We start from the raw sequence: 21,423 nt of genomic DNA, 5'->3' as shown, positions 1-21,423 counted from the left end.
AGTCATATCAGTAATGTTTTTCTTATCTTACCACCGTTTCCACCTCGCCATCAACGAAATGTACAGTTAAATTATCACCGCTTTTTAAGCCGTCTGCATGTTTGACGATTTTGCCGTCTTTCAGGGTCAAGCTGTAGCCTCGCTTCAATACGTAGTCGGGAGAAGCCATTTTGATGAATTGTTCGGTCAACTGGACAAAACGGTTCTGCTCTGCCAGACAAGTTTCCGCACGATTTGCCAAACGTACTTGTATCGTATCCAATTTCGATGACTGTTGCTTCAGAAAGGCATGGGCATTTGCCGGCAATTGCATGCCTATCCGTTGGAGCAGCGAGCGATTCCGTTCGATCCGGTTTATTGCCAGGACGGGCAGACGGCTGCCCAACAGTTGCAGGAAGTTCTTTTGTTTCAACAGGATATCGGTTGCCAACGAACAAACGTCCTGCTGCAGTTCATCCACCTCTCCAGCCGCTTTATCCATCTGCCCGATCAGGAATTCGGCAACGGCTGTCGGTGTCTTCATCCGCGTATGGGCTACCATATCCAGGATCGTATCATCGCGTTCGTGTCCGATGCCGGTTATGATAGGGAGCGGAAATTGTGCACAATTGGCTGCCAACAGATAGGAATCGAAACTATTCAGATCCGAAGTAGCGCCACCGCCCCGGATAATCACGACCACATCGAAACAGTCGGCATGGCTGTACACACGGTCCAATGCCGCAATCACGGACTCTTCCGTCCGTTCGCCCTGCATAAGAGCCGGAAACAGTTTCGTATAGAAAGGATAGCCGGCCTTGTTGTTTGCCAACTGGTTCAGGAAGTCTTCGTATCCGGCAGCCGTAGGCGAAGTGATGACAGCGATCCGTTTCGGCAACGTCGGGAACGGCAATTCTTTATTCAGCGTGAAAACGCCTTCTTCCTTCAATTGCCGGATGATTTCCATCCGCCTTCGTATCATGTCTCCCAGCGTATAGGCAGGGTCGATATCCAGCACGGTCAGGCTGTACCCGTAAAGTTCGTGAAACTCGACCGACACTTTCACCAGCACTTTCAGGCCGGAGGCAAACATCTGCCCGGTTTCCATCTCAAAATAAGGCTTCAACATCCGGAAAGTCTTTGCCCAGATGGAACCGCGTGCCTTGGCCACCAACTGGCCGGTTATCGCGTTCTTCTCGACAAACTCCAGATAACAGTGCCCGGACGCAGCGTTCGTACGCACGTCGCTCATCTCGGCCCGTACCCAGCATGTCTCAGGAAATGCATTCAGGACAGCCCCTTTCACCCGGTTATTCAGCTCCAGCAAAGAAAGCTCCTGTCGCTCCCGGTTCTGATCATTTTGCCCGTACCCCATTCTTCCTCTCCTTTTTATATGCTTTATAGAAATCGGGAATCCCGTATCCTAACTCCGTATCCGGATGTTTATATTGGCTGGACGAACGGTGCAGCAATTCAATCATTTCCTTGTTATTCAACCAAGGCAGTGATTGCCAGAGACAAACTCCCATTCCGGCAAGAATAGGCGTGGCAAAAGAGGTTCCGTTCACATACCTGACACTACCACTGGGGTCTATCACGCAACTGCCCGTACCCAACGCCACGGCATCCGGCTTCACACGCCCGTCAGCAGTAAAACCCACGGAACTGAAAACGCTTTTCTTTTTATCTTCAGTTATCGCCCCGACCGTAAAGATATCGGCTGCGTCTGACGGGAACGTGATCTTTTTCCAATCGCCGTTTCCTTCGTTGCCGGCACTGCAAAAGACGAGCATCCCTTTACCGGCTGCCAAATCAGCCACACGGCTGATCATAGCCGTCTTGCCATCCAAGGCATCCAGGTCGTACGACAGTTCGTCCGTATCAAAAGCAAAATATCCGAGCGACGAAGAGATCACATCCACGCCGGCACTGTCCGCATATTCGACTGCGGCAGCCCAATAGTCCTCTTCAATGGGATATTCGGAATCGCTGTCCTCACTCTTAATCAGCAGATAAGAGGCTTTCGGGGCGGTCCCGACCATCACTCCCGGAATATCCGCCGCAAGGCAGGAAAGAACCTTCGTCCCGTGGTCATCTCCGACAAACACGCTTTTACCGGGAAAAACGACATTATGCGTTCCTATCAGCCTGAGCGAATCGAAAGCCGATAGCCGGTCTACATTCATAAAACCGGCATCGATCACTGCCACGCGCATTCCTTCGCCCCGGAAACCGGCTTCATGCAATTTTTCTCCGTTCAGCATCTTGAGCTGTTTATGGGCATAACCATATTCATTACGCAGGGGTTCGTCCTTCGAGACGAAGCGGCCTTCACTCTTCTCTTCGCCCGGAACCCGCAAGTTTCCTTTCCAAATCCATTTGACGGAATCGACAATTGCCAATTGCTGCAATCGTCCGGCGACCATGCTGTCGGGGCTTTCCACCACAACGGTCGCAAACCATTTGCTTTGCACGACAGGGGTCGCACCCGTCTCGGACAACATGTCGACATACGACCGGGATATGGGAAAATCGGCCGCCGTCACGGCAATGCCGTTTTTAGCTCTCCGTTCGATCGCCTCTTTGGAAAGAAAGGTTTCAGGTTTTTCCACCCGGTAGCCGTCGTTTCCCTTATCTTTCAAATAGACGCGAAAACGATAATTCTCCCCGGCCCATAACCAAGCCGGGAGACAACAAAGGAACAGTATGGACAAATATTTTGACATGGTTGCTTATATCTTTTTCCGCAAAAATATAAATTGTATGGCACATAAAAAAGCCCGGCTACTCATTCGAGGCCGGGCCCATACGTCCTATTTTTCTTATTCGGATATATCACAAATAGGGATTTCGCGTTTTACGCTCTGTCGCAAAGAGATAAGCGTTTCCGTAGCGGTCACACCCGGAATTTCCTGTATCTGCGCATTCAGCAGTTCCATCAGGTGTTCATTGTCGCGTGCGTATAGCTTGATCAACATCGTATACGGTCCGGTTGTAAAATGGCATTCGACCACTTCAGGGATCTTCTCGAATTCGGGAACCACGTCTTTGTACATCGAACCGCGTTCCAACTTTACGCCGATATAAGTACACGTGTTGTAACCTAAAATCTTCGGATTAATGTGATAGCCTGACCCAACGATCACATTCATATCAATCATGCGTTGTACCCGTTGATGGATGGCAGCTCGCGAAACGCCACATTCTTCGGCCACATCCTTGAAAGGAATCCTGGCATTTTTTGAAATAATGTTCAATATCTGCCGGTCCAGTTTGTCTATCTTTTCCATTGCTTGTTCTCTTTACTTTCCTTTTTAGATTTAATGTATCAAAAGTATATAATTAATTTCAATACTATATCATTGTGAAAGAAAAAAGTATGAAATAAATAATAAAAGCGGGCGAAAAATGCTATTTAACATATTCCGCCCGCCTCGAACCGTATAAAACGATAGTTTATCTCTTATTTATCTTTTACGATATCCAACAGCTCGATTTCGAATTTCAGCGTGCTGTTCGGTTTGATATCCTGTCCTGCTCCACGTTCGCCGTAAGCCAGTTCAGATGGAACCCAAATGATATATTTAGAACCTACCGGCATCAATTGCAGCACTTCCGTCCAGCCTTTGATTACACCGCCAACCGGGAATTCAGCCGGTTCGCCGCCACGGTCCATTGTGCTATCGAATTTAGTTCCGTCCAGCAAAGTACCTGTGTAGTGGACTTTCACTTTATCGTCGGCAGTCGGCTTAGCGCCTGTACCTTCCGTTACGACCTGATACTGCAAACCGCTTTCGGTCGTGATAACACCTTTCTTTGTTTTGTTTTCAGCCAGGAATTTTTCGCCTTCTTCCTTTGTCTTCTTCGCATCTCTTGCAGAAGCTTCCATGAAGTAAGTCTGGATATAGGCCTGAGCAGCCTGCGGAGTCATCTTCATAGCTGAAGAGTCACCCTTGATAGCCTGGATAAATCCGGCGATCAGATCATCAACGTTGGCAGGATCACCCGGCAAAGTTTTCAAATTCTCTTTGTAACCCGCACCTGTGCTGATACCGATGGCATAGCTCACACTATCTGCGCCGGTCTTCAGAGAGGCGCTTTTATGTGAATCACCACATGATGTAATACCCATAGCTACAATCGCTGTAGCAACCAATACACTAATCTTTTTCATTTTCTCTATTATGTTATTTTACTATATCCAACAATTCGACGTCAAAAACCAACGCGCTATTCGGCTCGATCGCATCGCCCGCGCCATGTTCGCCATAGGCTAAATTGGCGGGGATGAAAAGACGCCATTTAGAACCTACCGGCATCAACTGCAACGCTTCCACCCATCCGGGGATCACCTGCGACACGCCGAATACGGCGGGTTCGCCACGCTGTACAGAGCTGTCGAAAACCGTTCCGTTGATCAATGTACCGTGATAATGGCATTTTACCTTGTCGGAAGCAGTCGGCTTGGCGCCTTCGCCTTGCTTCAACACCTGATACTGCAAACCGCTGGGTAAGGTAACGACTCCGGCTTTTCCTCTATTGATATTCAAGAACTCTTCACCGGCTTTCTTATTAAGCTCCAGTCTTTCTTTCTGAAGATTCATGAAGTAATCGTTGATAACCTGTTTTGCTTCATCGTAACTGATTTCCGGTTGTGCTCCGCTCAACACATCCTTCAACCCTTTTACAAAATCCTCAATCTGAAGATTATTAATGCCTGAGTTCTGGAAATTATTCCCGATACTTAAGCCAAGTGCGTAACTAATCTTATCCATGCTTTTCTTTTCAACTAATTATGAACCACAAAAGTAATGCTTTTAACCACACAAACATCAAACAGCAACACTTTTTTATTACATTTGCATCACTTATGGGAGAGCAACAGACAGACACGAGACTATTTTCCACACTCTTTGAGCAATACAAAGAGCCCTTTATCCTGTTTGCCAATTCCTACATACGCGACAGGGCTGTTGCCGAAGATATTTATGTAGAAGCAATGATGCAGTATTGGGAAAAACGACATGAACTCTCCGCAGATACGAATATTCTGGCTTATATCCTTACTTCGATAAAAAACAAGTCATTAAACCATTTACGGCATCTGAATGTAAGAACAGAAGCGGAGGAACATTTGTTCAACCACAATGCCAGAGAATTAAATTTCCGTATCTCCACCCTCGAATCATGCGACCCGTCGGAGCTCTTCACCGTCGAGATGCGTGAGATCATTCGGAAAACACTGGACGAACTGCCCGAACAAACCCGCACCATCTTCTATAAAAGCCGTTACGAAAACAAGACAAACCGTGAAATCGCCGAAGAGCTGAACATTAATATCAAAACCGTAGAATACCACATCGCCAAAAGCCTGAAAATATTCCGTTCGCGCCTGAAAGACTATTTGCCTATCCTGATTTTCCTATTCAAGCACTCCATATAGCCCCCTGCACACGACCCTCTGCAATCCCAAAAACGAAGCATATTTCAATCAAAAAACGACAAGAACCCCATCAAAACACAAAGAAACAGACATACGTCTAACATTCAATCATTTACAAAATCACCAGTTTCTTAAAAAATATTACCCTTGCGGGAAATTTCTGTTTTATGGGTATGAAAATGGATTTTCATGCGCATGAGTTTCGATTTGAACCAACGGGTATTTAGAAAAAACATACAATAAGTATAAAAAAACACAATCTCTCATTTAGGGTATTTTTCAACTGGCGTGTTATTTATAGTGAAAGGATTATTAAAAGCTGTAAATCGGATACCGGATGAACAAAGAATTACTACATACCTATTTTAATGGGGAAACGACTCCTGATGAGGAAAAGCAGATCATGGATTGGGCGGAGTCTTCACCCGAAAACTACAGCGAGTATCTGCAGGAGCGCAAAATATGGAATGCATTATTGGTGAACTACAAACAACCGGCCGATTCATCCGTAACGGCCGGAGTTAAAAGCCCGGCTTTTAACCTGTGGAAGATCGTCAGCATTGCCGCATCCGTAGCTTTGCTTGTTTCCCTTTCGTGGACATTATTAAATACAGCAAACAAAAAGCAGGAAGGATTGCAAGCCGTTTTGGTTCCTGCCGGACAACACGTACAGCTTATATTGGAAGACGGGACTAAAGTCTGGCTGAATTCCAACAGTTCGTTCACCTATCCGACCTCTTTCGGCAATAAAACACGCGAAGTCGAACTGAATGGGGAAGGCTTTTTCGAAGTCACCAAAGACTCCCGAAAGCCTTTTATCGTAAAGACAAAAAAGTATGATATCAAGGTGTTGGGTACGGCTTTCAACGTGTATGCCTACGAACATGAATCGAGTTCATTCGAGACATCGTTGCTATACGGCGCAGTCGATGTCTTGTCCAAAGAAAACAAAGAAAACCATATAATCCTCAAGACCAAAGAGAAAGCGAGCGAGATGAACGGCCGATTACAGAAAGGGCCGATAGGCAACCTCGACCACTTCAGATGGAAAGAAGGGCTGATCTGCCTGGACGACGTGCCGTTCGAAACGCTGATGAAAAAGTTTTCCACTTATTACGATGTCGCCATCAGAATAAAAAATCCCGACGTGTTGGATTACCGCTGCACAGGGAAGTTCCGACAGAGTGACGGAATTGAACATGCCTTGAAGGTGATTCAAAAAGACATTCCATTCAAATATACAAGAGACAACGAATCAAACATCATTACAATTTTATAAATCAATCTATCTACCATGAACAAAGGCCCGTAAGGAAAGGATAAAGCCGGAAGACGTCCCCACATCTCCCGGCCTAAAATCAATCAGAGACAATACTAATTATCCCTTTATCAACAATTAAATTCACACAAAGTTATGAGAAATTCTCTTTGTCGAACTCTTTTTGTACCCAAAAAGTACAAAATAACACATTTGAAGCGAATCATGAAATTACCGACATTCCTTCTACTGAGCTGCACCTTTACCGGCTTTGCAGGAAATGTAAGTTCCCAAAACGCGACAGTCACTCTAAACAAGAGAAACGTGGCAGTTCACGAAATTTTGAACTCGATCGAGTCACAAACCAATTATCTGTTCATCTACAACAAAAAAAACGTGGATGTAAACCGTACGACGTCAGTCAATGCTGAGAATAAGGCGGTAAAGAATGTATTGTCCGAACTTTTCAACGGCACGAATATCACCTACAAAATGGAAGGCAACCATATCGTGCTCTCCAAAAGGCAAACTTCTTCCGAGGCTAAGTCCGCCCCTCAACCTCAACAAGCCCAAAAGACAATCACCGGTGTCATCAAAGATAAAAGCGGATTGGAAATCATCGGGGCTAACATTGTTGAAAAAGGGACGACAAACGGGACCTCCTCTGATGTCGATGGCAAATTCACCCTGTCTGTTGCCCCTGGAGCGACATTGCTGGTTTCTTACATCGGATACAACAGCAAAGAGATAAAAGTGGGTTCCCAATCAACCATCAACGTGATTTTGGAAGAGGACAACCAAGCTCTGGACGAGGTTGTGGTTGTTGCTTTCGGTAAAAGTACAAAAGAGGCCTTTACGGGTTCAGCCGGCATAATGAAGGCAGACGATATTCTGAAAGCGCAGGTGTCAAACCCGGCTCAAGCTTTGGCAGGGCGCGTTGCCGGCGTACAGCTGAGCAACTCTTCTTCACAGCCCGGTAGTTCTCCTTCCATTACCATTCGTGGTTTCGGTTCGATCTCTTCCGATACGGAACCTCTGATCGTTGTGGACGGCATGCCTTTTGACGGAGATTTGAACTTGATCAACTCGAATGATATCGAATCGATGACCGTGTTAAAAGATGCCGCATCCAATGCATTGTATGGTGCACGTGGAGCCAATGGGGTTATAATGATCACGACAAAGAAAGGTAAAAGCGGGGATGCCAAAGTCTCTGTAGATGCTAAATGGGGTGTAAACTCTAACGGCCTGCAAAATTACAAGACGACAAACGCGCAGCAGTTTTATGAGACTTATTACAAAATGTTGTATAACTATTATATAACAGAGGACGGTGGCGGATTGTCTGCCAACGACGCACATGCATTGGCCAACCAACATCTGGTAAACTCATCGAGTGGTGTCGGTCCGGGATATATGATTTATTCGGTTCCTAACGGACAAGACTTCATACAACAGGGAGGCATCATGAACCCCGCCGCCACGCTGGGTGCCCTTTATGACTATAACGGACAGAAATTCTGGTTACAGCCGGATAATTGGGAAGAAGAAGGTTTGAAAAACGGTTTCCGCCAGGAATATAACGTTTCCGTTTCCGGAGCATCCGACCGTATCAACTACTATACTTCTGTCGGCTACCTGGACCAGGATGGTATTCAGGACGGTTCCATGCAAAAGCGTCTGACTGCACGTGCCAAATTGGATTACCAGGCAAAGAAATGGCTGAAAATCGGAGCCAACTTCAACTATACCAATTATAATTATAGCCAAACCTCGGAAGGAACGATCGGAACAGGAACCATCTGGAGCACAATCAAAACGATGGCGCCTATATATCCTGTTTACTTACGCGACGAGAACAAGAATATCATGATCGACCAGTGGGGCGAGAAAAGATATGACTTTGCGCAGGCCTACGATTTAAGCCGCGCAGGCGGTGTCGGTGGCAACTGTATTTTCACCAACAAATACCGTTTCGACGAAACAACAGGAAACTCCTTTGTTGCCAGTGGATATGCCGATATAAACCTGACAAAGGACTTGACATTTACGTTCAATGCCAATGCCTACGATTATGACCGCCGTTACACGTATGCGACCAGTCCTTTTGTCGATTATTACACAAGTTCGTCTGATAATGGATATTTGTCAAAAAGCTCTTACCGCACATTTACCTACAACACTCAACAGTTATTGAATTATAACAAACAGATAGACAAGCATGACATCGGGGTAATGTTGGGACATGAATATTATAATTACAAATATGAGTCATTAAGTGCCTCCGGACACAATTTCGGAATTGACAATTCGCGTGAACTGGCCACTTTGCTGAATTTGTATAACACGCCGAATTCATATTCCAATTCATACAATAACGAAGGTTACTTTTTCCGTGCGATGTATAACTACGATACCAAATATTTCGGTTCGGTTTCCTATCGTCGTGACGCATCATCCCGCTTCTCGACCGACCATCGTTGGGGTAACTTCTGGTCTGCCGGCGGAGCATGGCTTATCTCGAAAGAGGCCTTCTTTAATGTGCCTTGGGTTAATTCGCTGAAGCTTAAAGCTTCTGTAGGTTCGCAGGGAAATGATAATATCGGAGATTATCTGTATGCTGATTCTTACAATGTTGTGAACAATGATGACCAGGTTGCCTATCAATGGCGTCAGAAGGGTTCCAATGACATCACTTGGGAAACCAACACCAACTGGAACATCGGTACGGAATTCGACCTCTTTGGCGGACGCCTGAGCGGTAGCTTGGATTATTTTTACCGGAAGACCAGCGACATGCTGTTCTCATTGAATACACCTCCTTCTATCGGTTACACCAGTTATTTCGTAAATTTAGGTGACATGAGAAACTCCGGTTTCGAATTGGTATTACAGAGTACTTTGATCAACAACAAGAATTTCAAATGGGATGTCAATTTCAACATTTCACATGTAAAGAATAAAGTACTAAGCTTGCCGAATGAGATCAAGACGACGAAAGTGGAAGGGCATAACGGATATGTCAACTTGGATAAGTCGTTTGTGTCCAAATACAAATATTTCGTAGCAGAAGGTTTATCCCTGTATACTTGGTATCTGCCCAAGTTTGCGGGTTTGGATCCCGAAACAGGTGAGTCTCTGTTCTACAAAGACATTATCGATGGCGAAGGAAACGTAACCGGACAGGAAACGACTAAAGATGCCAGCCAGGCTACCGATTATTTGATCGGAGATGCACTTCCTTCATTTTACGGTGGTTTGGGAACTTCTCTGTCATTCTACGGATTTGACTTCTCGATCAACCTGAACTATCAGCTGGGTGGCAAAGCTTATGATTATACTTACCAGACGTTGATGCATAGCAGCGGAACCACGGCAACGACTTGGCATACGGATATTTTAAAGGCCTGGAGCCCGGAAAACACGAATACCAACATACCGCGCCTACGTTTTGCCGAGACTTATTCCCAGAATCCTCGTTCGGACCGTTTCATAACGAATGCCAGCTATTTGAATATCCAAAACATCAACTTGGGATATACACTGCCGGCAAGTATTACTCAAAAATACAACATCCAGAACATACGGGTTTATTTCTCAGGAGAAAACCTGTTCTATTTTTCTGCACGTCGTGGATTTGATCCTCGCTATACATTGAAGGGATACAGTAATCCGGAACTTTATTCCCCAATACGTACAATCTCCGGAGGTATTTCATTGACATTCTAAACATAAAAAGGAAACATCATGAAGAAATATAAATTATTATTGGCGGCATTTGCCTTCATAGGTTTGAATAGTTGCATCGATGAGACATTACCGACAGAATATGTTCTGGACAAACAGATACAGGCTTCGGAATCGGCTCTGAATGGTATGGTCAATTCCATTTACACCTCAATGGCCGGTTACAAAAATTCGGATGGCGGTCTTGAAATGATTTCATACGGTAGCATGCGTGCCATGCTGGAACATGGCACAACACAACTCGTTTGCTCAGGAGCCAACGGTTATAATACGATGGGAGCCTACTGCAATGGGGCAGTAAGTGCCACAGGCTCCAACCGCGGCCTTTATCCGTCTTATCTTTATTATGCCTATATAAAGAATGTAAATGACATCATTGGCATGATCGACGCCAATGACATGGATGAAACAAAAAAAGCATACTTGGGTATCAGCTATGCTTACCGGGCTCTTTACTATCTGGATCTGGTCCAGATAATGGAATATAAAAAACCGACCGACAGCCGTTATAACTTCGTAAGTCCGGAAAACGACCTGACCAATCTCGGTGTGCCTATCGTTACAGAGAAAACGACATCCGAAGAAGCGTCTAATAACCCTCGGGCTTCCGTAGATGCAGTATACGATCTGATCTTGAGCGATTTGCAACAAGCCGAAACTTATCTGACCGGATATAACCGTACGGATAAAACCCAGCCTAACCTGGCTGCCGTGTATGGCCTGTATGCCCGTGCCTACTCGAATCTTGCTTCACGCGTGAAGACATCGGTCGATCACAAGGATGAAGCCGGTTATTGGAAAAAGGTAGAAGAATATACGAATAAGGCTATTGCCATCGCGGACTGCACACCATTGACAGAAGCGGAATGGACCGATCCAGTGAACGGTTTCAATAATCGTAATTCACAGAACTCATGGATGTGGGCAACCTCGATTTCGGAAGGGAATACGTCCGCTTCTTCCACCGGATCATTCGTTTTCGCCATGATTTTCGGAACTGAAACAAACTTTAGCGTCTATGGCTGGCGTGTCGGACGTTCGCTTGACCGCAAATGGTATGAACGTCTTTCCGACAACGACTTCCGTAAGAAATCATGGTTGGCTCCTAATTTCTTCTATGAATCCAAGAATCAAAAAGAGAATGAACCCTATTTGGTGGAAAAAGATGCGGATGGAAAGTTCATTAACAACAAATGGTCTGTCAATGGCGTAAACACAAGTACGACCCAAAGTGATTGGAGCGACGATTATTCCGGATATGGACCGGCCAAATATCAATATCAGCTGAACAGCTCCGCTTCATGGATCCGCTCACGCATCAATTCATCCAACGGTTTCCAGTCATGGCCGTGGTTGTATGTGAATATAAAGTTCCGTCCCCACAACGGCGACTATAGGACTTACACGGTAGGAGGTGCAACCGATTATCCTATCATGCGTATAGAAGAGATGTATTTCCTGAAAGCAGAAGCGATTCTTCATACTACAGGAGTATCTGCCGCAGCAACTGCTTTGGAAGATATCGTGAAGACACGTAATTCGACTTATACTTGCACGGCTGCTACCGACGCTGCATTTTTGGATGAATATATTTTCCAGAAAGGCGTAGAGTTCTGGGGAGAAGGCATCAATTACTTTGACGCGAAACGTTTGGAAGTCGGAATCCATCGTGCATATAAAGGATCCAACTGCGAACGTTATCAGCATTGCCTTGATATGGACGGAGTATATGTTGGCTGGACCCCGGGGTGGAACCAGGCTGAGTTGAATGCCAATCCTGCCATCTATCATTACAATAATCCGTATACGACTCCAACGACTTATTATGTATTCAAGTCCAATGATGAACTCAGGCCCTATTATGGCACTGAGATAAAATAAGCATTTCAAAACACCGGTGTTTCGATTGCAAAACATATATGTTTTAAAATCAAATCACCGGTGTTTTGAAAAAGAGGGTCCTATCCTTTACTTATTTCTAAATCATGGTTCTAATAGAATAAATATTATCTTTGCAGATAAATTACTTATTCTATTAGACCATGATTAGAAAATCTATTTCAATTTTAGCTCTCTGCGGATGTTTGCTTGGAGGAGCTTCCTGCAAAAACTCCGCTGAAGAGGCCTCTGCCGATCGCGATCTCTCTATCGCCGATTCCATGTTTACCCACATCCTGGACAAGTATAACGTCGAGAAATACGGCTTGTTGCAGGAGACGTATCCGGCCAATCCCGAAAACAAGGTCACGTACCTGGCGGAAGGAGCCGAACAGAAACGCAACCAGGAAGTATCGTTCCTCTGGCCCTACTCAGGGATGCTCTCGGGCGGGATCGCACTCTACAAGACAACGGGAGACGAGAAATACCTGAAAATACTGGAAGAACGGATTCTGCCGGGGTTGGAACAGTATTGGGACAATATACGCGAACCGTTCTGCTACCAGAGCTATCCGATGTTCAACGGGGAAAGCGACCGTTTCTATGATGACAACGACTGGCTGGCGATCGACTTCTGCGACCTGTACGCACTGACGAAAAACGAAAAATACCTGGAGAAGGCACAGGCGCTATACAATTATATATACAGCGGATGGGACGATGTGCTGGGCGGCGGCATCTACTGGTGCGAGCAAAAGAAGACATCCAAGAACACCTGCTCCAACGCGCCCGCAACAGTTCTCTGCATGAAACTGTACAACCTGACAAAAGACAACGCTTACCTCGAACAGGCCAAGAAGACATACGACTGGACCAAAAACAACCTTCGCGACCCGGAAGATTTCGTTTACTGGGATAATGTCCGCCTGGACGGAAGCGTAGACAAGGCCAAATATACCTACAACAGCGGACAGATGATACAGGCCGGCGTCCTGCTCTACCAGCAATCGGGCGACGAAGCCTACCTGAAAGACGCACAGGAAACCGCCCAAGGCGCCTACCAACGCTTCACCGAAGTACGCAAGGCCGTAGACGGGACGGAAACCCGTTTCTACACCGCCAGCCCTTGGTTCAACGTGATCCTGCTGCGCGGCCTGACAGCCCTCTATGAAGTAGACCATAATCCCGAATATATCCGGACGATGGCGGACAATGCCCGTTATGCCTGGGATCATACCCGCGACGTGAACGGATTTCTCGACAACGACTGGACCGGGCTCAAGACCAAAGAGCACAAATGGCTGTTGGACAACGCTTGCATGGTCGAACTTTTCTCCGAAATCAACAACATCAAATAAATAACAAACAAGATGACAACACGCAGAAATTTTCTGAAAACAGGCGGCATCTCGTTGGCAAGCCTTATGGTCGGCCAACATTCATTCGCCCGCATGGCTGAAAAAGCCGAAGACAAATTGACGGGAACCGCCTCCACCATGCAATATGTTTGTAAACGTCCGGCTCCGGACAAACGGCAGTTCACATCCGAAGCCGTAGAAAAAGCAATCGCCACAACAAAGGCCAAGCTGAAAGACCCGAAACTCGCCTGGATGTTCGAAAACTGTTTTCCGAACACATTGGATACGACTTGCGAACACAAGATGCTGAACGGCAAACCCGACACTTTCGTCCTGACCGGCGATATCCACGCCATGTGGCTCCGCGACTCGTCGGCACAAGTATTCCCGCACATCCAGTTCGCCAATGACGATCCGAAAGTGAAAACCATGCTTGCCGGCGTTATCAACCGCCAGACTTGGTGCATCAACATCGATCCGTATGCAAACGGTTTCAACGAAGGACCGACCGGAAGCGAATGGAAAAGCGATTTCACAGACATGAAACCGGAACTGCATGAACGCAAATGGGAAATCGACTCGCTCTGCTACCCGATCCGCCTCGCTTACCATTTCTGGAAAAAGACCGGCGACACCTCGCCTTTCGATGCCGATTGGGACAAAGCGATGAAGACTGTCTACAAGACTTTTATCGAACAACAGCGTAAAGACAACCTCGGCCCGTATAAGTTCCGCCGCAAGACAGACCGCCAGGGCGACACCTTGCTGAACGACGGTTGGGGCAGCCCGGTCAATCCGGTCGGCCTGATCGTTTCGTCGTTCCGCCCGTCGGACGATGCTACCCTGTTCGGATTCCTGATCCCGTCGAACCTGTTCGCCATCACGTCGCTCCGCCAATTGGCCGAGATGATGCGTAAGATCAAAAACGACAACGATTTTGCCCGCCGCTGCGATTCTTTGGCTGACGAAGTGGCGGCAGCTGTCGAAAAATACGGCATTGTCAACCATCCGGTGTACGGCAAAGTGTATGCTTTCGAAGTAGACGGTTTCTACAACCATGTGTTTATGGACGACGCCAATGTCCCGAGTTTGCTCGCACTGCCTTACTTGGGATGCGTAGATATGGACGATCCTATCTACCAGAATACCCGTAAGATGGTTCTAAGCGACTCAAATCCTTATTTCTTCCAAGGCAAAGCCGGCGAAGGCATCGGCGGTCCGCATATCGGTTTCGGATATATCTGGCCGATGAGTATCATCATGCGCTGTAACACGACACATGACAACGAGGAAATCCGCAAATGTGTCAAGATGCTTCGCGACACGGATGCCGATACCGGATTCATGCACGAATCGTTCTACAAGGATGATCCTGCCAAATTCACCCGCTCCTGGTTTGCGTGGGTCAACACGTTGTTCGGAGAGATGATCTACCGTCTGGTAAACGAAGGCAAAGTCGATATCCTGAATCATTTAGGATAACAGGCTACACAGGATAATTTCATTGACAAAGGCCGGTGTATCAAATATACTTGTCTTCCATGTGCTTGGCACAGGAACAAATATATTTTGACACACCGGCCTATTTTGACATAGCTCCATACCCCACACATGGTTTTCTCATACAAAGCCGACAATACGTGCAACGATTCTTTCCCCACATTCATCTATATAATAGGAACATTAAAAACACGATTGTTTATGAAAACGATTTTACATTCAATGATTTTATTCACCTTTTGTCTCTTTTCTTGTACAAATGAGGACGACGGGAATTTCGGGAAAGACACTCCACGCCATGATATTCCTCTTTCTACCAAGTCAAACGAGCTCAATGCGCAAGTACAGAAGTTTTCTTTCGATCTCTATCGGGAAGTTGCCAAGGCGGAAAAAGAAGAGAACTTTTGCCTCTCTCCTTTAAGCGCAAGCCTCTGTCTCGGCATGATCATGAACGGCGCGGACGGCAATACCTATGCGGAAATGCAGAAAACCCTCGGATTCGAAGGGTTCACGAACCAACAGATCAACGAATATGTACAGATGATGCAAACCGAACTTCCCAAGCTGGACGGACGAACGATTTTCACGAACGCCAACAGCCTTTGGGTAAAAAACGGCTACACGTTGCTTCCCGAATTTATCCAGACCAATAAGACCTACTACGATGCAGAGGTCTGCAACGAACCTTTCGACAACAGCACGCTGGAAAAGATCAACAGCTGGTGCAACAAGAAAACAAACGGATTGATTCCGGATATTATCGACGAGATACCCGGTAGCGTAATCAGCTACCTCATCAACGCCATCTACTTCAAAGGCATCTGGACGAACGAATTCAAAAAATCCGATACCCAAGACAAGCCTTTCTACATGGCAAACGGACAGACCATAAAGGTTCCGACCATGACACAGACGCAAAGCAACAAATTCTTCGCCGACGAAGAAGTCATGACTGTCGAGCTGCCTTACGGAAACGAAGCATTCAGCATGTTTCTGTTCATGCCGGCCGACCCGGATAAAAAGAATATAGACGAGCTAATCGCCGGGCTGGACCAGCAGACATGGCAACGCTGGAATGAACAATTGCACACAGAGACAACAACGATCTATCTTCCGCGCTTTCTTGTCAAAACAGAAAAGGACTTAATCGAAACTCTAAACAGCCTCGGCATACACGCTGCGTTCGATCATTCTATGGCTGACTTCACTAAAATGTCTATCACAAACGATCTTTACATCGGACTCCTCAAACAAAAAACCTATATCGAGCTAAACGAATCCGGAACGGAAGCAGCAGCCGTAACAATAGGAGGAATGATGGAAAGCTCCGCTCCTTCTGATGACCCGCTCGAAATTCGTTTCGACCACCCCTTCGGATATGTGCTGAAAGAAAAAAGTACAGGAGCGATTCTTTTTGCCGGTAAAGTCGGGAAGCCGGAATGATTTTTCTTTTCTATATTTGTGAGAAATATAGAACAACTGCCTTATGAAAAAGAAATTAGTCGTACTGACCGGCGCCGGGATGAGCGCGGAGAGTGGGATCTCGACTTTCCGCGACTCGGACGGATTATGGGAGAAATACAGGGTGGAAGATGTGGCAACGCCGGAAGGCTTTGCTGCCAACCCGGAACTGGTACTCAACTTCTACAACCAACGACGCCGGGAATTATTGAACACAAAACCTAACGCCGGGCATATCGGGCTTGCCGACCTGGAGAAAGAGTTTGATGTCCACATCATCACCCAAAACATCGACAACCTGCACGAGCAGGCGGGAAGCAGCCATGTGATTCATCTGCACGGCGAACTGATGAAGGCCTGCTCCGTACGCGACCTGAACACGACTTACGACATTTCGCCCGAAAATCCGGACCTGCATATCGGAGACAAGGATCCTTACGGAGTCCAGCTCCGTCCCTTCATCGTCTGGTTCGGAGAACCGGTTCCGATGATCGACCCGGCAATCCGTCTGGTGGAGGATTGTGACATTTTCGTGGTGATCGGGACTTCGCTCAACGTATATCCGGCAGCCGGACTGCTGAACTACGTGCGCCGTGGCCAGCCTATCTACCTCATCGACCCGAAAGAGGTGAAAGCCTATCGCAACGACATACGTTTCATCCGGAAAGGAGCATCGGAAGGGGTGAAAGAACTGAAGGAGTTATTACTGCAAAATCATTAATACATTCTTAAAATCACTTACGTAATAGAAGTATTTCGAGGCTTTTCTATTACTTTTGCGACATAAACATATAGAATACGTATTATTGAGAATGGAGCATAATCCGACGAAGATTCCTTCGCCTTTACTTTCCTTGGTTCCCATACTTGTTTTGGTAACCTTCTTATTTGTGACAATACGCACATTCGGAAGTGACGCCCTCAGTGGTGGCAGCCAGATTGTGCTGCTTACCGCCACCGCCGTATGCTGCCTGATCGCCATGACCTACAGCAAAGTGCGCTGGAAGGCGTTGGAGTTGGCGATGATCAACAATATCACCGGTGTTGCGACGGCTCTGATCATCCTGTTGATCATCGGGGCGTTGTCGGGCAGCTGGATGATAAGCGGTGTTGTCCCCTCCTTGATCTATTATGGGATACAGGTCATTCACCCTGATTTCTTCCTGGTATCGACCTGCCTCATCTGTGCGGTCGTCTCGGTCATGACGGGGAGTTCATGGACTACCATCGCCACCATCGGGATTGCCCTCTTAGGCATCGGGCAGGCACAGGGTTTCTCCGACGGGTGGACTGCCGGGGCAATCATTTCGGGAGCCTATTTCGGGGACAAGATATCTCCGCTTTCCGACACGACTCTCCTTGCCTCATCGGTAACAGACACGCCTCTGTTCAAACATATCCGGTACATGATGATCACAACGGTTCCTTCCATGCTGATCACGCTCGTAATCTTCACGGTAGCCGGACTTTCGCACGAGGCGACGGCAACGGACCAGATCGGACAGTACTCGATCGCCCTGGACAGCACGTTCCACATCACTCCGTGGCTGCTGATCGTACCGGTCGTCACCGGCATATTGATTGCCAGAAAGGTGCCGTCGATCATCACGCTATTCATCTCGGCGGCACTGGCGGGCGTGTTCGCACTGATCTTCCAGCCTCATCTATTACAAGAGATTTCCGGTTTGCCGGTGGAAAATATCCAATCCAATTTCAAAGGCTTGTTAATGACATTCTACGGCAGCACAAGTATAGAGACGGGCAATCCGGACTTGAATGACCTGGTTGCCACGCGAGGCATGTCGGGCATGATGAATACGATCTGGCTGATCCTTTGTGCCATGTGTTTCGGCGGGGCGATGGCGGCAAGCGGGATGCTGGGCAGCATCACCTCCGTATTCCTGCGCTTCATGAAACGGACGGTCGGGTTGGTGGCATCGACGGTCACATCGGGACTGTTCCTCAATATCTGCACGGCCGATCAATATATTTCCGTTATCCTGACCGGAAATATGTTCAAGGATATTTATGAAAAGAAAGGATATGAAAGCCGCCTGCTAAGCCGTACGGTGGAAGACGCTGTTACCGTCACCTCCGTACTGATCCCATGGAATACCTGCGGTATGACGCAGGCCACGATCCTCGGAGTGGCAACATTCACCTACCTGCCCTATTGTTTCTTTAATCTAATCAGCCCGTTGATGAGCATCACGATTGCTGCAATCGGGTTCAAAATAAAAAGGAAAAATGAAAAAGCTGAAAGTCTCGTTACTGGCTAAGGTTGTCATTGCCATCGCAGCCGGTGTTGTGTTCGGGCAGTTTCTGCCCGGCGGGTTCGCCCGCATCTTTGTTACGTTTAACTCTTTGTTCGGTAACTTCCTGTCGTTTTCGATCCCACTTATCATCTTAGGGTTGGTGACACCGGCCATCGGGGAATTGGGCAAAGGGGCCGGCAGATTGTTAGCGTTGACCGCACTGATCGCATACGGCTCGACAATCTTCTCCGGTTTCTTCACCTATTTCAGCAGTTCGGCGATCTTTCCTCACATCCTTCCGGTCAACGCAGAGTTGACGGCAATGGAAAATCCCGAAGACTTCATGCTGCAACCGTATTTCGTCGTTGCCATGCCGCCATTGATGGATGTCATGACAGCTTTGCTACTCTCCTTCACCGTCGGGCTCGGCTTATCTTATATAGATGGAGGAACATTGCGTGAAGCCTTTTCAGATTTCCAGAAAATCATTACGAAACTGATCGAGACGGTGATCATCCCCTTGTTGCCGCTCCATATATTCGGTATTTTCCTGAACATGACGGTGAGCGGGCAGGTCATGAGCGTGATCACCATGTTCCTGAAGGTGATAATCGTGATCTTTGTCCTGCACGTGTTGCTGTTGCTTATCCAGTTCACGATTGCCGGCAGCATGAGTGGGAAAAACCCGTTGCGATTACTGAAAAACATGCTTCCGGCTTATGCGACCGCGCTGGGGACGCAGTCCTCAGCCGCCACCATCCCTGTGACATTGGCACAGGCGGTCAAGAACGGGGTACGGGAGAATATCGCGATCTTCGTCATTCCCCTTTGCGCCACCATCCATCTGGCCGGCAGCACGATGAAGATCACCGCCTGTGCGATGGCAATCATGTATATGTCGGGCGAACCTGTCACCTTTACTTCCCTTGCTGGGTTCATCATGATGTTGGGTGTCACGATGGTCGCTGCTCCCGGAGTGCCGGGTGGCGCTATCATGGCAGCGCTCGGATTGCTGCAAAGCATGTTAGGGTTCAACGAGACCTTGCAGGCATTGATGATCGCCCTCTACATCGCGATGGACAGCTTCGGGACCGCTTGCAATGTGACAGGCGACGGAGCGATAGCAGTCGTGGTAGACAAGATCGCCGGCAAGGACAATCCGTCACAAAACTCTAAAGTTCAGGCTTAACAGGAAGAATTCGTTTCATCACATCGACAAATATGGATGCCATCCGTTGTTGGATATACTGATCTTTTCCACGCTTCGGATGCCATCCGTATTTGACACCATCTGTCATTTGTGAATCCTGAGCATAAATCAAACTAATCTGTTCACCGGTTACGGGGTGTGGCACCTCTTTAGAGAAACCTATATTCTTATCAAACTCAACTAACGGCAATCCCCATTTGGCGGCCAATTGACGAATCGAACCGTTCAACCGAGTCCGTGCGTCATGCCAATGTGTACAAAGCACGATAACGGCTGGTTTACCTGTTTTGTTTCCATAATATCTGGATTTTTCGTCAAACTGAAGATTATAGCATTCCGTAATATAGCGTTTGATAACATAATCATAGGCGGCTGCATAGTTAGAGCGATCGAAAGGAATCGGGTAGTCTGTATACTTTGCTTTCAACATCGAATCTTCAAACACATCTTTATCATGTACTTGCATAATAACAAGCGCATCTATGTTTTCCAATTCTTCCGGAGAATAGAGCGTTCCATCTATCATTCGGTTTGCCGTGTTTGCAATTGCTTCCCCACCTATCGCCCTATTCAGGCAAACGGCATCCAGTTTTTCACAACCCAATTCAAACCAACCATTTTCAGGAGAAGCAAAAGAAGCGCCTGTCAATAAGAGCGTATACTTGCAGGTGCTTGGTTTTTCCTGACAGAAAAGAGGAGTAATGCCTATAAAGGCCAACAATACTAAAAATAATTTTTTCATAAAAACACGTTATACAAATATATCTGAACACAAATATACATGTATTTCATAGCTCGCACAACCTTTCGACTCCTTTTTCCCGCATCATTGTTGCTGCGATATGCGCACAGGCATAAGCGTCGGCCATGGCATGATGGTGATTGGTCAGGTCGTACCCGCAATGGGCAGCGACAGTCTGTAGCTGGTGGTTGGCCAAGAAAGGATACATACGCCGTGACAGACGACAGGTACAGTAGAACTGATATTTGGGATAGGCAAGATCGTAGGCTTCATGGGCAGCCCGCAGGCAACCTTCATCAAAGGAACTGTTATGGGCGACCAACGGAATATCCCGAAGTTTGCCGGCGATCCCGGCCCAGGCTTCCTCAAAGTCGGGAGAGTCGATCGTGTCCTGCATGGTTATGCCATGAACGGCGGTGGTAAACCGGGTGTAGAAATTCGGATACGGACGAACCAGGGTATAAATGGAATCGATCACCTTATTGTCCTCTATAATAGCAATCCCGATACTGCAAATACTGCTGCGTTTTCCATTAGCGGTCTCAAAGTCGATTGCGGCAAAACGTTCCATACTTTTCAAATTGACAATTGA

At 47.0% G+C, this 21,423-nt stretch carries 17 protein-coding genes; 10 read left to right on the top strand and 7 right to left on the bottom strand.

Annotated features, from left to right (window positions below; genetic code table 11):
• Positions 1 to 22 precede the first annotated feature (22 nt).
• The 5 genes from xseA to BQ9893_RS09335 all read right to left on the bottom strand — a co-directional run bounded on the left by xseA (position 23) and on the right by BQ9893_RS09335 (position 4,754).
• Positions 23 to 1,354 carry an exodeoxyribonuclease VII large subunit gene (gene xseA / locus BQ9893_RS09355; RefSeq protein ID WP_075965782.1) on the bottom strand — a complete coding sequence of 444 codons (1,332 nt, stop codon included), beginning with the start codon at positions 1,352 to 1,354 and terminating at the stop codon, positions 23 to 25.
• Positions 1,335 to 2,705, bottom strand: coding sequence for a S8 family peptidase (locus BQ9893_RS09350; RefSeq protein ID WP_075965781.1), 1,371 nt, complete (start codon positions 2,703 to 2,705; stop codon positions 1,335 to 1,337). The genes xseA and BQ9893_RS09350 overlap by 20 nt, the downstream gene beginning before the upstream one ends.
• 96 nt (positions 2,706 to 2,801) lie before the next feature.
• Positions 2,802 to 3,269: an Lrp/AsnC family transcriptional regulator gene (locus BQ9893_RS09345; protein ID WP_005640540.1), complete on the bottom strand. Its 468-nt coding sequence runs from the start codon at positions 3,267 to 3,269 to the stop codon at positions 2,802 to 2,804.
• A 173-nt stretch (positions 3,270 to 3,442) separates the two neighbouring features.
• The gene (locus BQ9893_RS09340; protein ID WP_075965780.1) at positions 3,443 to 4,153 is read right to left on the bottom strand and encodes a BamJ family beta-barrel-assembly machinery protein; all 711 of its coding nucleotides are present in this window, start codon (positions 4,151 to 4,153) and stop codon (positions 3,443 to 3,445) included.
• A gap of 13 nt (positions 4,154 to 4,166) precedes the next feature.
• Positions 4,167 to 4,754: a BamJ family beta-barrel-assembly machinery protein gene (locus BQ9893_RS09335; protein ID WP_075965779.1), complete on the bottom strand. Its 588-nt coding sequence runs from the start codon at positions 4,752 to 4,754 to the stop codon at positions 4,167 to 4,169.
• 95 nt (positions 4,755 to 4,849) lie between these two features.
• On the opposite strand from BQ9893_RS09335, the gene BQ9893_RS09330 reads away from it, so the two are divergent.
• The 10 genes from BQ9893_RS09330 (at position 4,850) to BQ9893_RS09280 (ending at position 20,068) form a co-directional block, all read left to right on the top strand.
• Entirely contained in the window at positions 4,850 to 5,422 is a 573-nt protein-coding gene (locus BQ9893_RS09330) for an RNA polymerase sigma-70 factor (protein ID WP_075965778.1), read from the top strand.
• A gap of 337 nt (positions 5,423 to 5,759) precedes the next feature.
• Entirely contained in the window at positions 5,760 to 6,701 is a 942-nt protein-coding gene (locus BQ9893_RS09325) for a FecR family protein (protein ID WP_075965777.1), read from the top strand.
• Between the two features lie 204 nt (positions 6,702 to 6,905).
• Positions 6,906 to 10,409, top strand: coding sequence for a TonB-dependent receptor (locus tag BQ9893_RS09315; protein ID WP_167369862.1), 3,504 nt, complete (start codon positions 6,906 to 6,908; stop codon positions 10,407 to 10,409).
• An 18-nt stretch (positions 10,410 to 10,427) separates the two neighbouring features.
• Positions 10,428 to 12,308, top strand: coding sequence for a RagB/SusD family nutrient uptake outer membrane protein (locus tag BQ9893_RS09310; RefSeq protein ID WP_075965776.1), 1,881 nt, complete (start codon positions 10,428 to 10,430; stop codon positions 12,306 to 12,308).
• Between the two features lie 161 nt (positions 12,309 to 12,469).
• Positions 12,470 to 13,663, top strand: coding sequence for a glycoside hydrolase family 76 protein (locus BQ9893_RS09305; RefSeq protein ID WP_075965775.1), 1,194 nt, complete (start codon positions 12,470 to 12,472; stop codon positions 13,661 to 13,663).
• A gap of 12 nt (positions 13,664 to 13,675) precedes the next feature.
• On the top strand, positions 13,676 to 15,145 hold the full coding sequence (locus BQ9893_RS09300) for a glycoside hydrolase family 125 protein (protein WP_075965774.1): 1,470 nt from the start codon (positions 13,676 to 13,678) through the stop codon (positions 15,143 to 15,145).
• Between the two features lie 219 nt (positions 15,146 to 15,364).
• Positions 15,365 to 16,606: a serpin family protein gene (locus tag BQ9893_RS09295; RefSeq protein WP_075965773.1), complete on the top strand. Its 1,242-nt coding sequence runs from the start codon at positions 15,365 to 15,367 to the stop codon at positions 16,604 to 16,606.
• 43 nt (positions 16,607 to 16,649) lie between these two features.
• On the top strand, positions 16,650 to 17,345 hold the full coding sequence (locus BQ9893_RS09290) for an SIR2 family NAD-dependent protein deacylase (RefSeq protein WP_075965772.1): 696 nt from the start codon (positions 16,650 to 16,652) through the stop codon (positions 17,343 to 17,345).
• Between the two features lie 91 nt (positions 17,346 to 17,436).
• Positions 17,437 to 18,903: a Na+/H+ antiporter NhaC gene (gene nhaC / locus BQ9893_RS09285; protein ID WP_075965771.1), complete on the top strand. Its 1,467-nt coding sequence runs from the start codon at positions 17,437 to 17,439 to the stop codon at positions 18,901 to 18,903.
• Positions 18,872 to 20,068 carry a dicarboxylate/amino acid:cation symporter gene (locus BQ9893_RS09280; RefSeq protein ID WP_075965770.1) on the top strand — a complete coding sequence of 399 codons (1,197 nt, stop codon included), beginning with the start codon at positions 18,872 to 18,874 and terminating at the stop codon, positions 20,066 to 20,068. The genes nhaC and BQ9893_RS09280 overlap by 32 nt, the downstream gene beginning before the upstream one ends.
• Here the strand turns inward: BQ9893_RS09280 and BQ9893_RS09275 are convergent.
• Together BQ9893_RS09275 and BQ9893_RS09270 are read right to left on the bottom strand one after the other, a co-directional pair.
• Positions 20,052 to 20,831, bottom strand: coding sequence for a DUF5040 domain-containing protein (locus BQ9893_RS09275; protein ID WP_075965769.1), 780 nt, complete (start codon positions 20,829 to 20,831; stop codon positions 20,052 to 20,054). The genes BQ9893_RS09280 and BQ9893_RS09275 overlap by 17 nt on opposite strands.
• A gap of 46 nt (positions 20,832 to 20,877) precedes the next feature.
• Positions 20,878 to 21,402, bottom strand: coding sequence for a 3'-5' exonuclease (locus tag BQ9893_RS09270; protein ID WP_075965768.1), 525 nt, complete (start codon positions 21,400 to 21,402; stop codon positions 20,878 to 20,880).
• Positions 21,403 to 21,423 lie beyond the last annotated feature (21 nt).

The organism is Parabacteroides massiliensis (assembly GCF_900155425.1).
Taxonomy (GTDB): domain Bacteria; phylum Bacteroidota; class Bacteroidia; order Bacteroidales; family Tannerellaceae; genus Parabacteroides; species Parabacteroides massiliensis.
This window is presented reverse-complemented; position numbering and strand designations above follow the sequence as displayed.

Bases quoted from the DNA above. Each gene is read 5' to 3' on its own strand.
- xseA (WP_075965782.1), bottom strand. From the start codon at position 1,354: ATGGGGTACGGGCAAAATGATCAGAACCGGGAGCGACAGGAGCTTTCT.
- BQ9893_RS09350 (WP_075965781.1), bottom strand. From the start codon at position 2,705: ATGTCAAAATATTTGTCCATACTGTTCCTTTGTTGTCTCCCGGCTTGG.
- BQ9893_RS09345 (WP_005640540.1), bottom strand. From the start codon at position 3,269: ATGGAAAAGATAGACAAACTGGACCGGCAGATATTGAACATTATTTCA.
- BQ9893_RS09340 (WP_075965780.1), bottom strand. From the start codon at position 4,153: ATGAAAAAGATTAGTGTATTGGTTGCTACAGCGATTGTAGCTATGGGT.
- BQ9893_RS09335 (WP_075965779.1), bottom strand. From the start codon at position 4,754: ATGGATAAGATTAGTTACGCACTTGGCTTAAGTATCGGGAATAATTTC.
- BQ9893_RS09330 (WP_075965778.1), top strand. From the start codon at position 4,850: ATGGGAGAGCAACAGACAGACACGAGACTATTTTCCACACTCTTTGAG.
- BQ9893_RS09325 (WP_075965777.1), top strand. From the start codon at position 5,760: ATGAACAAAGAATTACTACATACCTATTTTAATGGGGAAACGACTCCT.
- BQ9893_RS09315 (WP_167369862.1), top strand. From the start codon at position 6,906: ATGAAATTACCGACATTCCTTCTACTGAGCTGCACCTTTACCGGCTTT.
- BQ9893_RS09310 (WP_075965776.1), top strand. From the start codon at position 10,428: ATGAAGAAATATAAATTATTATTGGCGGCATTTGCCTTCATAGGTTTG.
- BQ9893_RS09305 (WP_075965775.1), top strand. From the start codon at position 12,470: ATGATTAGAAAATCTATTTCAATTTTAGCTCTCTGCGGATGTTTGCTT.
- BQ9893_RS09300 (WP_075965774.1), top strand. From the start codon at position 13,676: ATGACAACACGCAGAAATTTTCTGAAAACAGGCGGCATCTCGTTGGCA.
- BQ9893_RS09295 (WP_075965773.1), top strand. From the start codon at position 15,365: ATGAAAACGATTTTACATTCAATGATTTTATTCACCTTTTGTCTCTTT.
- BQ9893_RS09290 (WP_075965772.1), top strand. From the start codon at position 16,650: ATGAAAAAGAAATTAGTCGTACTGACCGGCGCCGGGATGAGCGCGGAG.
- nhaC (WP_075965771.1), top strand. From the start codon at position 17,437: ATGGAGCATAATCCGACGAAGATTCCTTCGCCTTTACTTTCCTTGGTT.
- BQ9893_RS09280 (WP_075965770.1), top strand. From the start codon at position 18,872: ATGAAAAAGCTGAAAGTCTCGTTACTGGCTAAGGTTGTCATTGCCATC.
- BQ9893_RS09275 (WP_075965769.1), bottom strand. From the start codon at position 20,831: ATGAAAAAATTATTTTTAGTATTGTTGGCCTTTATAGGCATTACTCCT.
- BQ9893_RS09270 (WP_075965768.1), bottom strand. From the start codon at position 21,402: ATGGAACGTTTTGCCGCAATCGACTTTGAGACCGCTAATGGAAAACGC.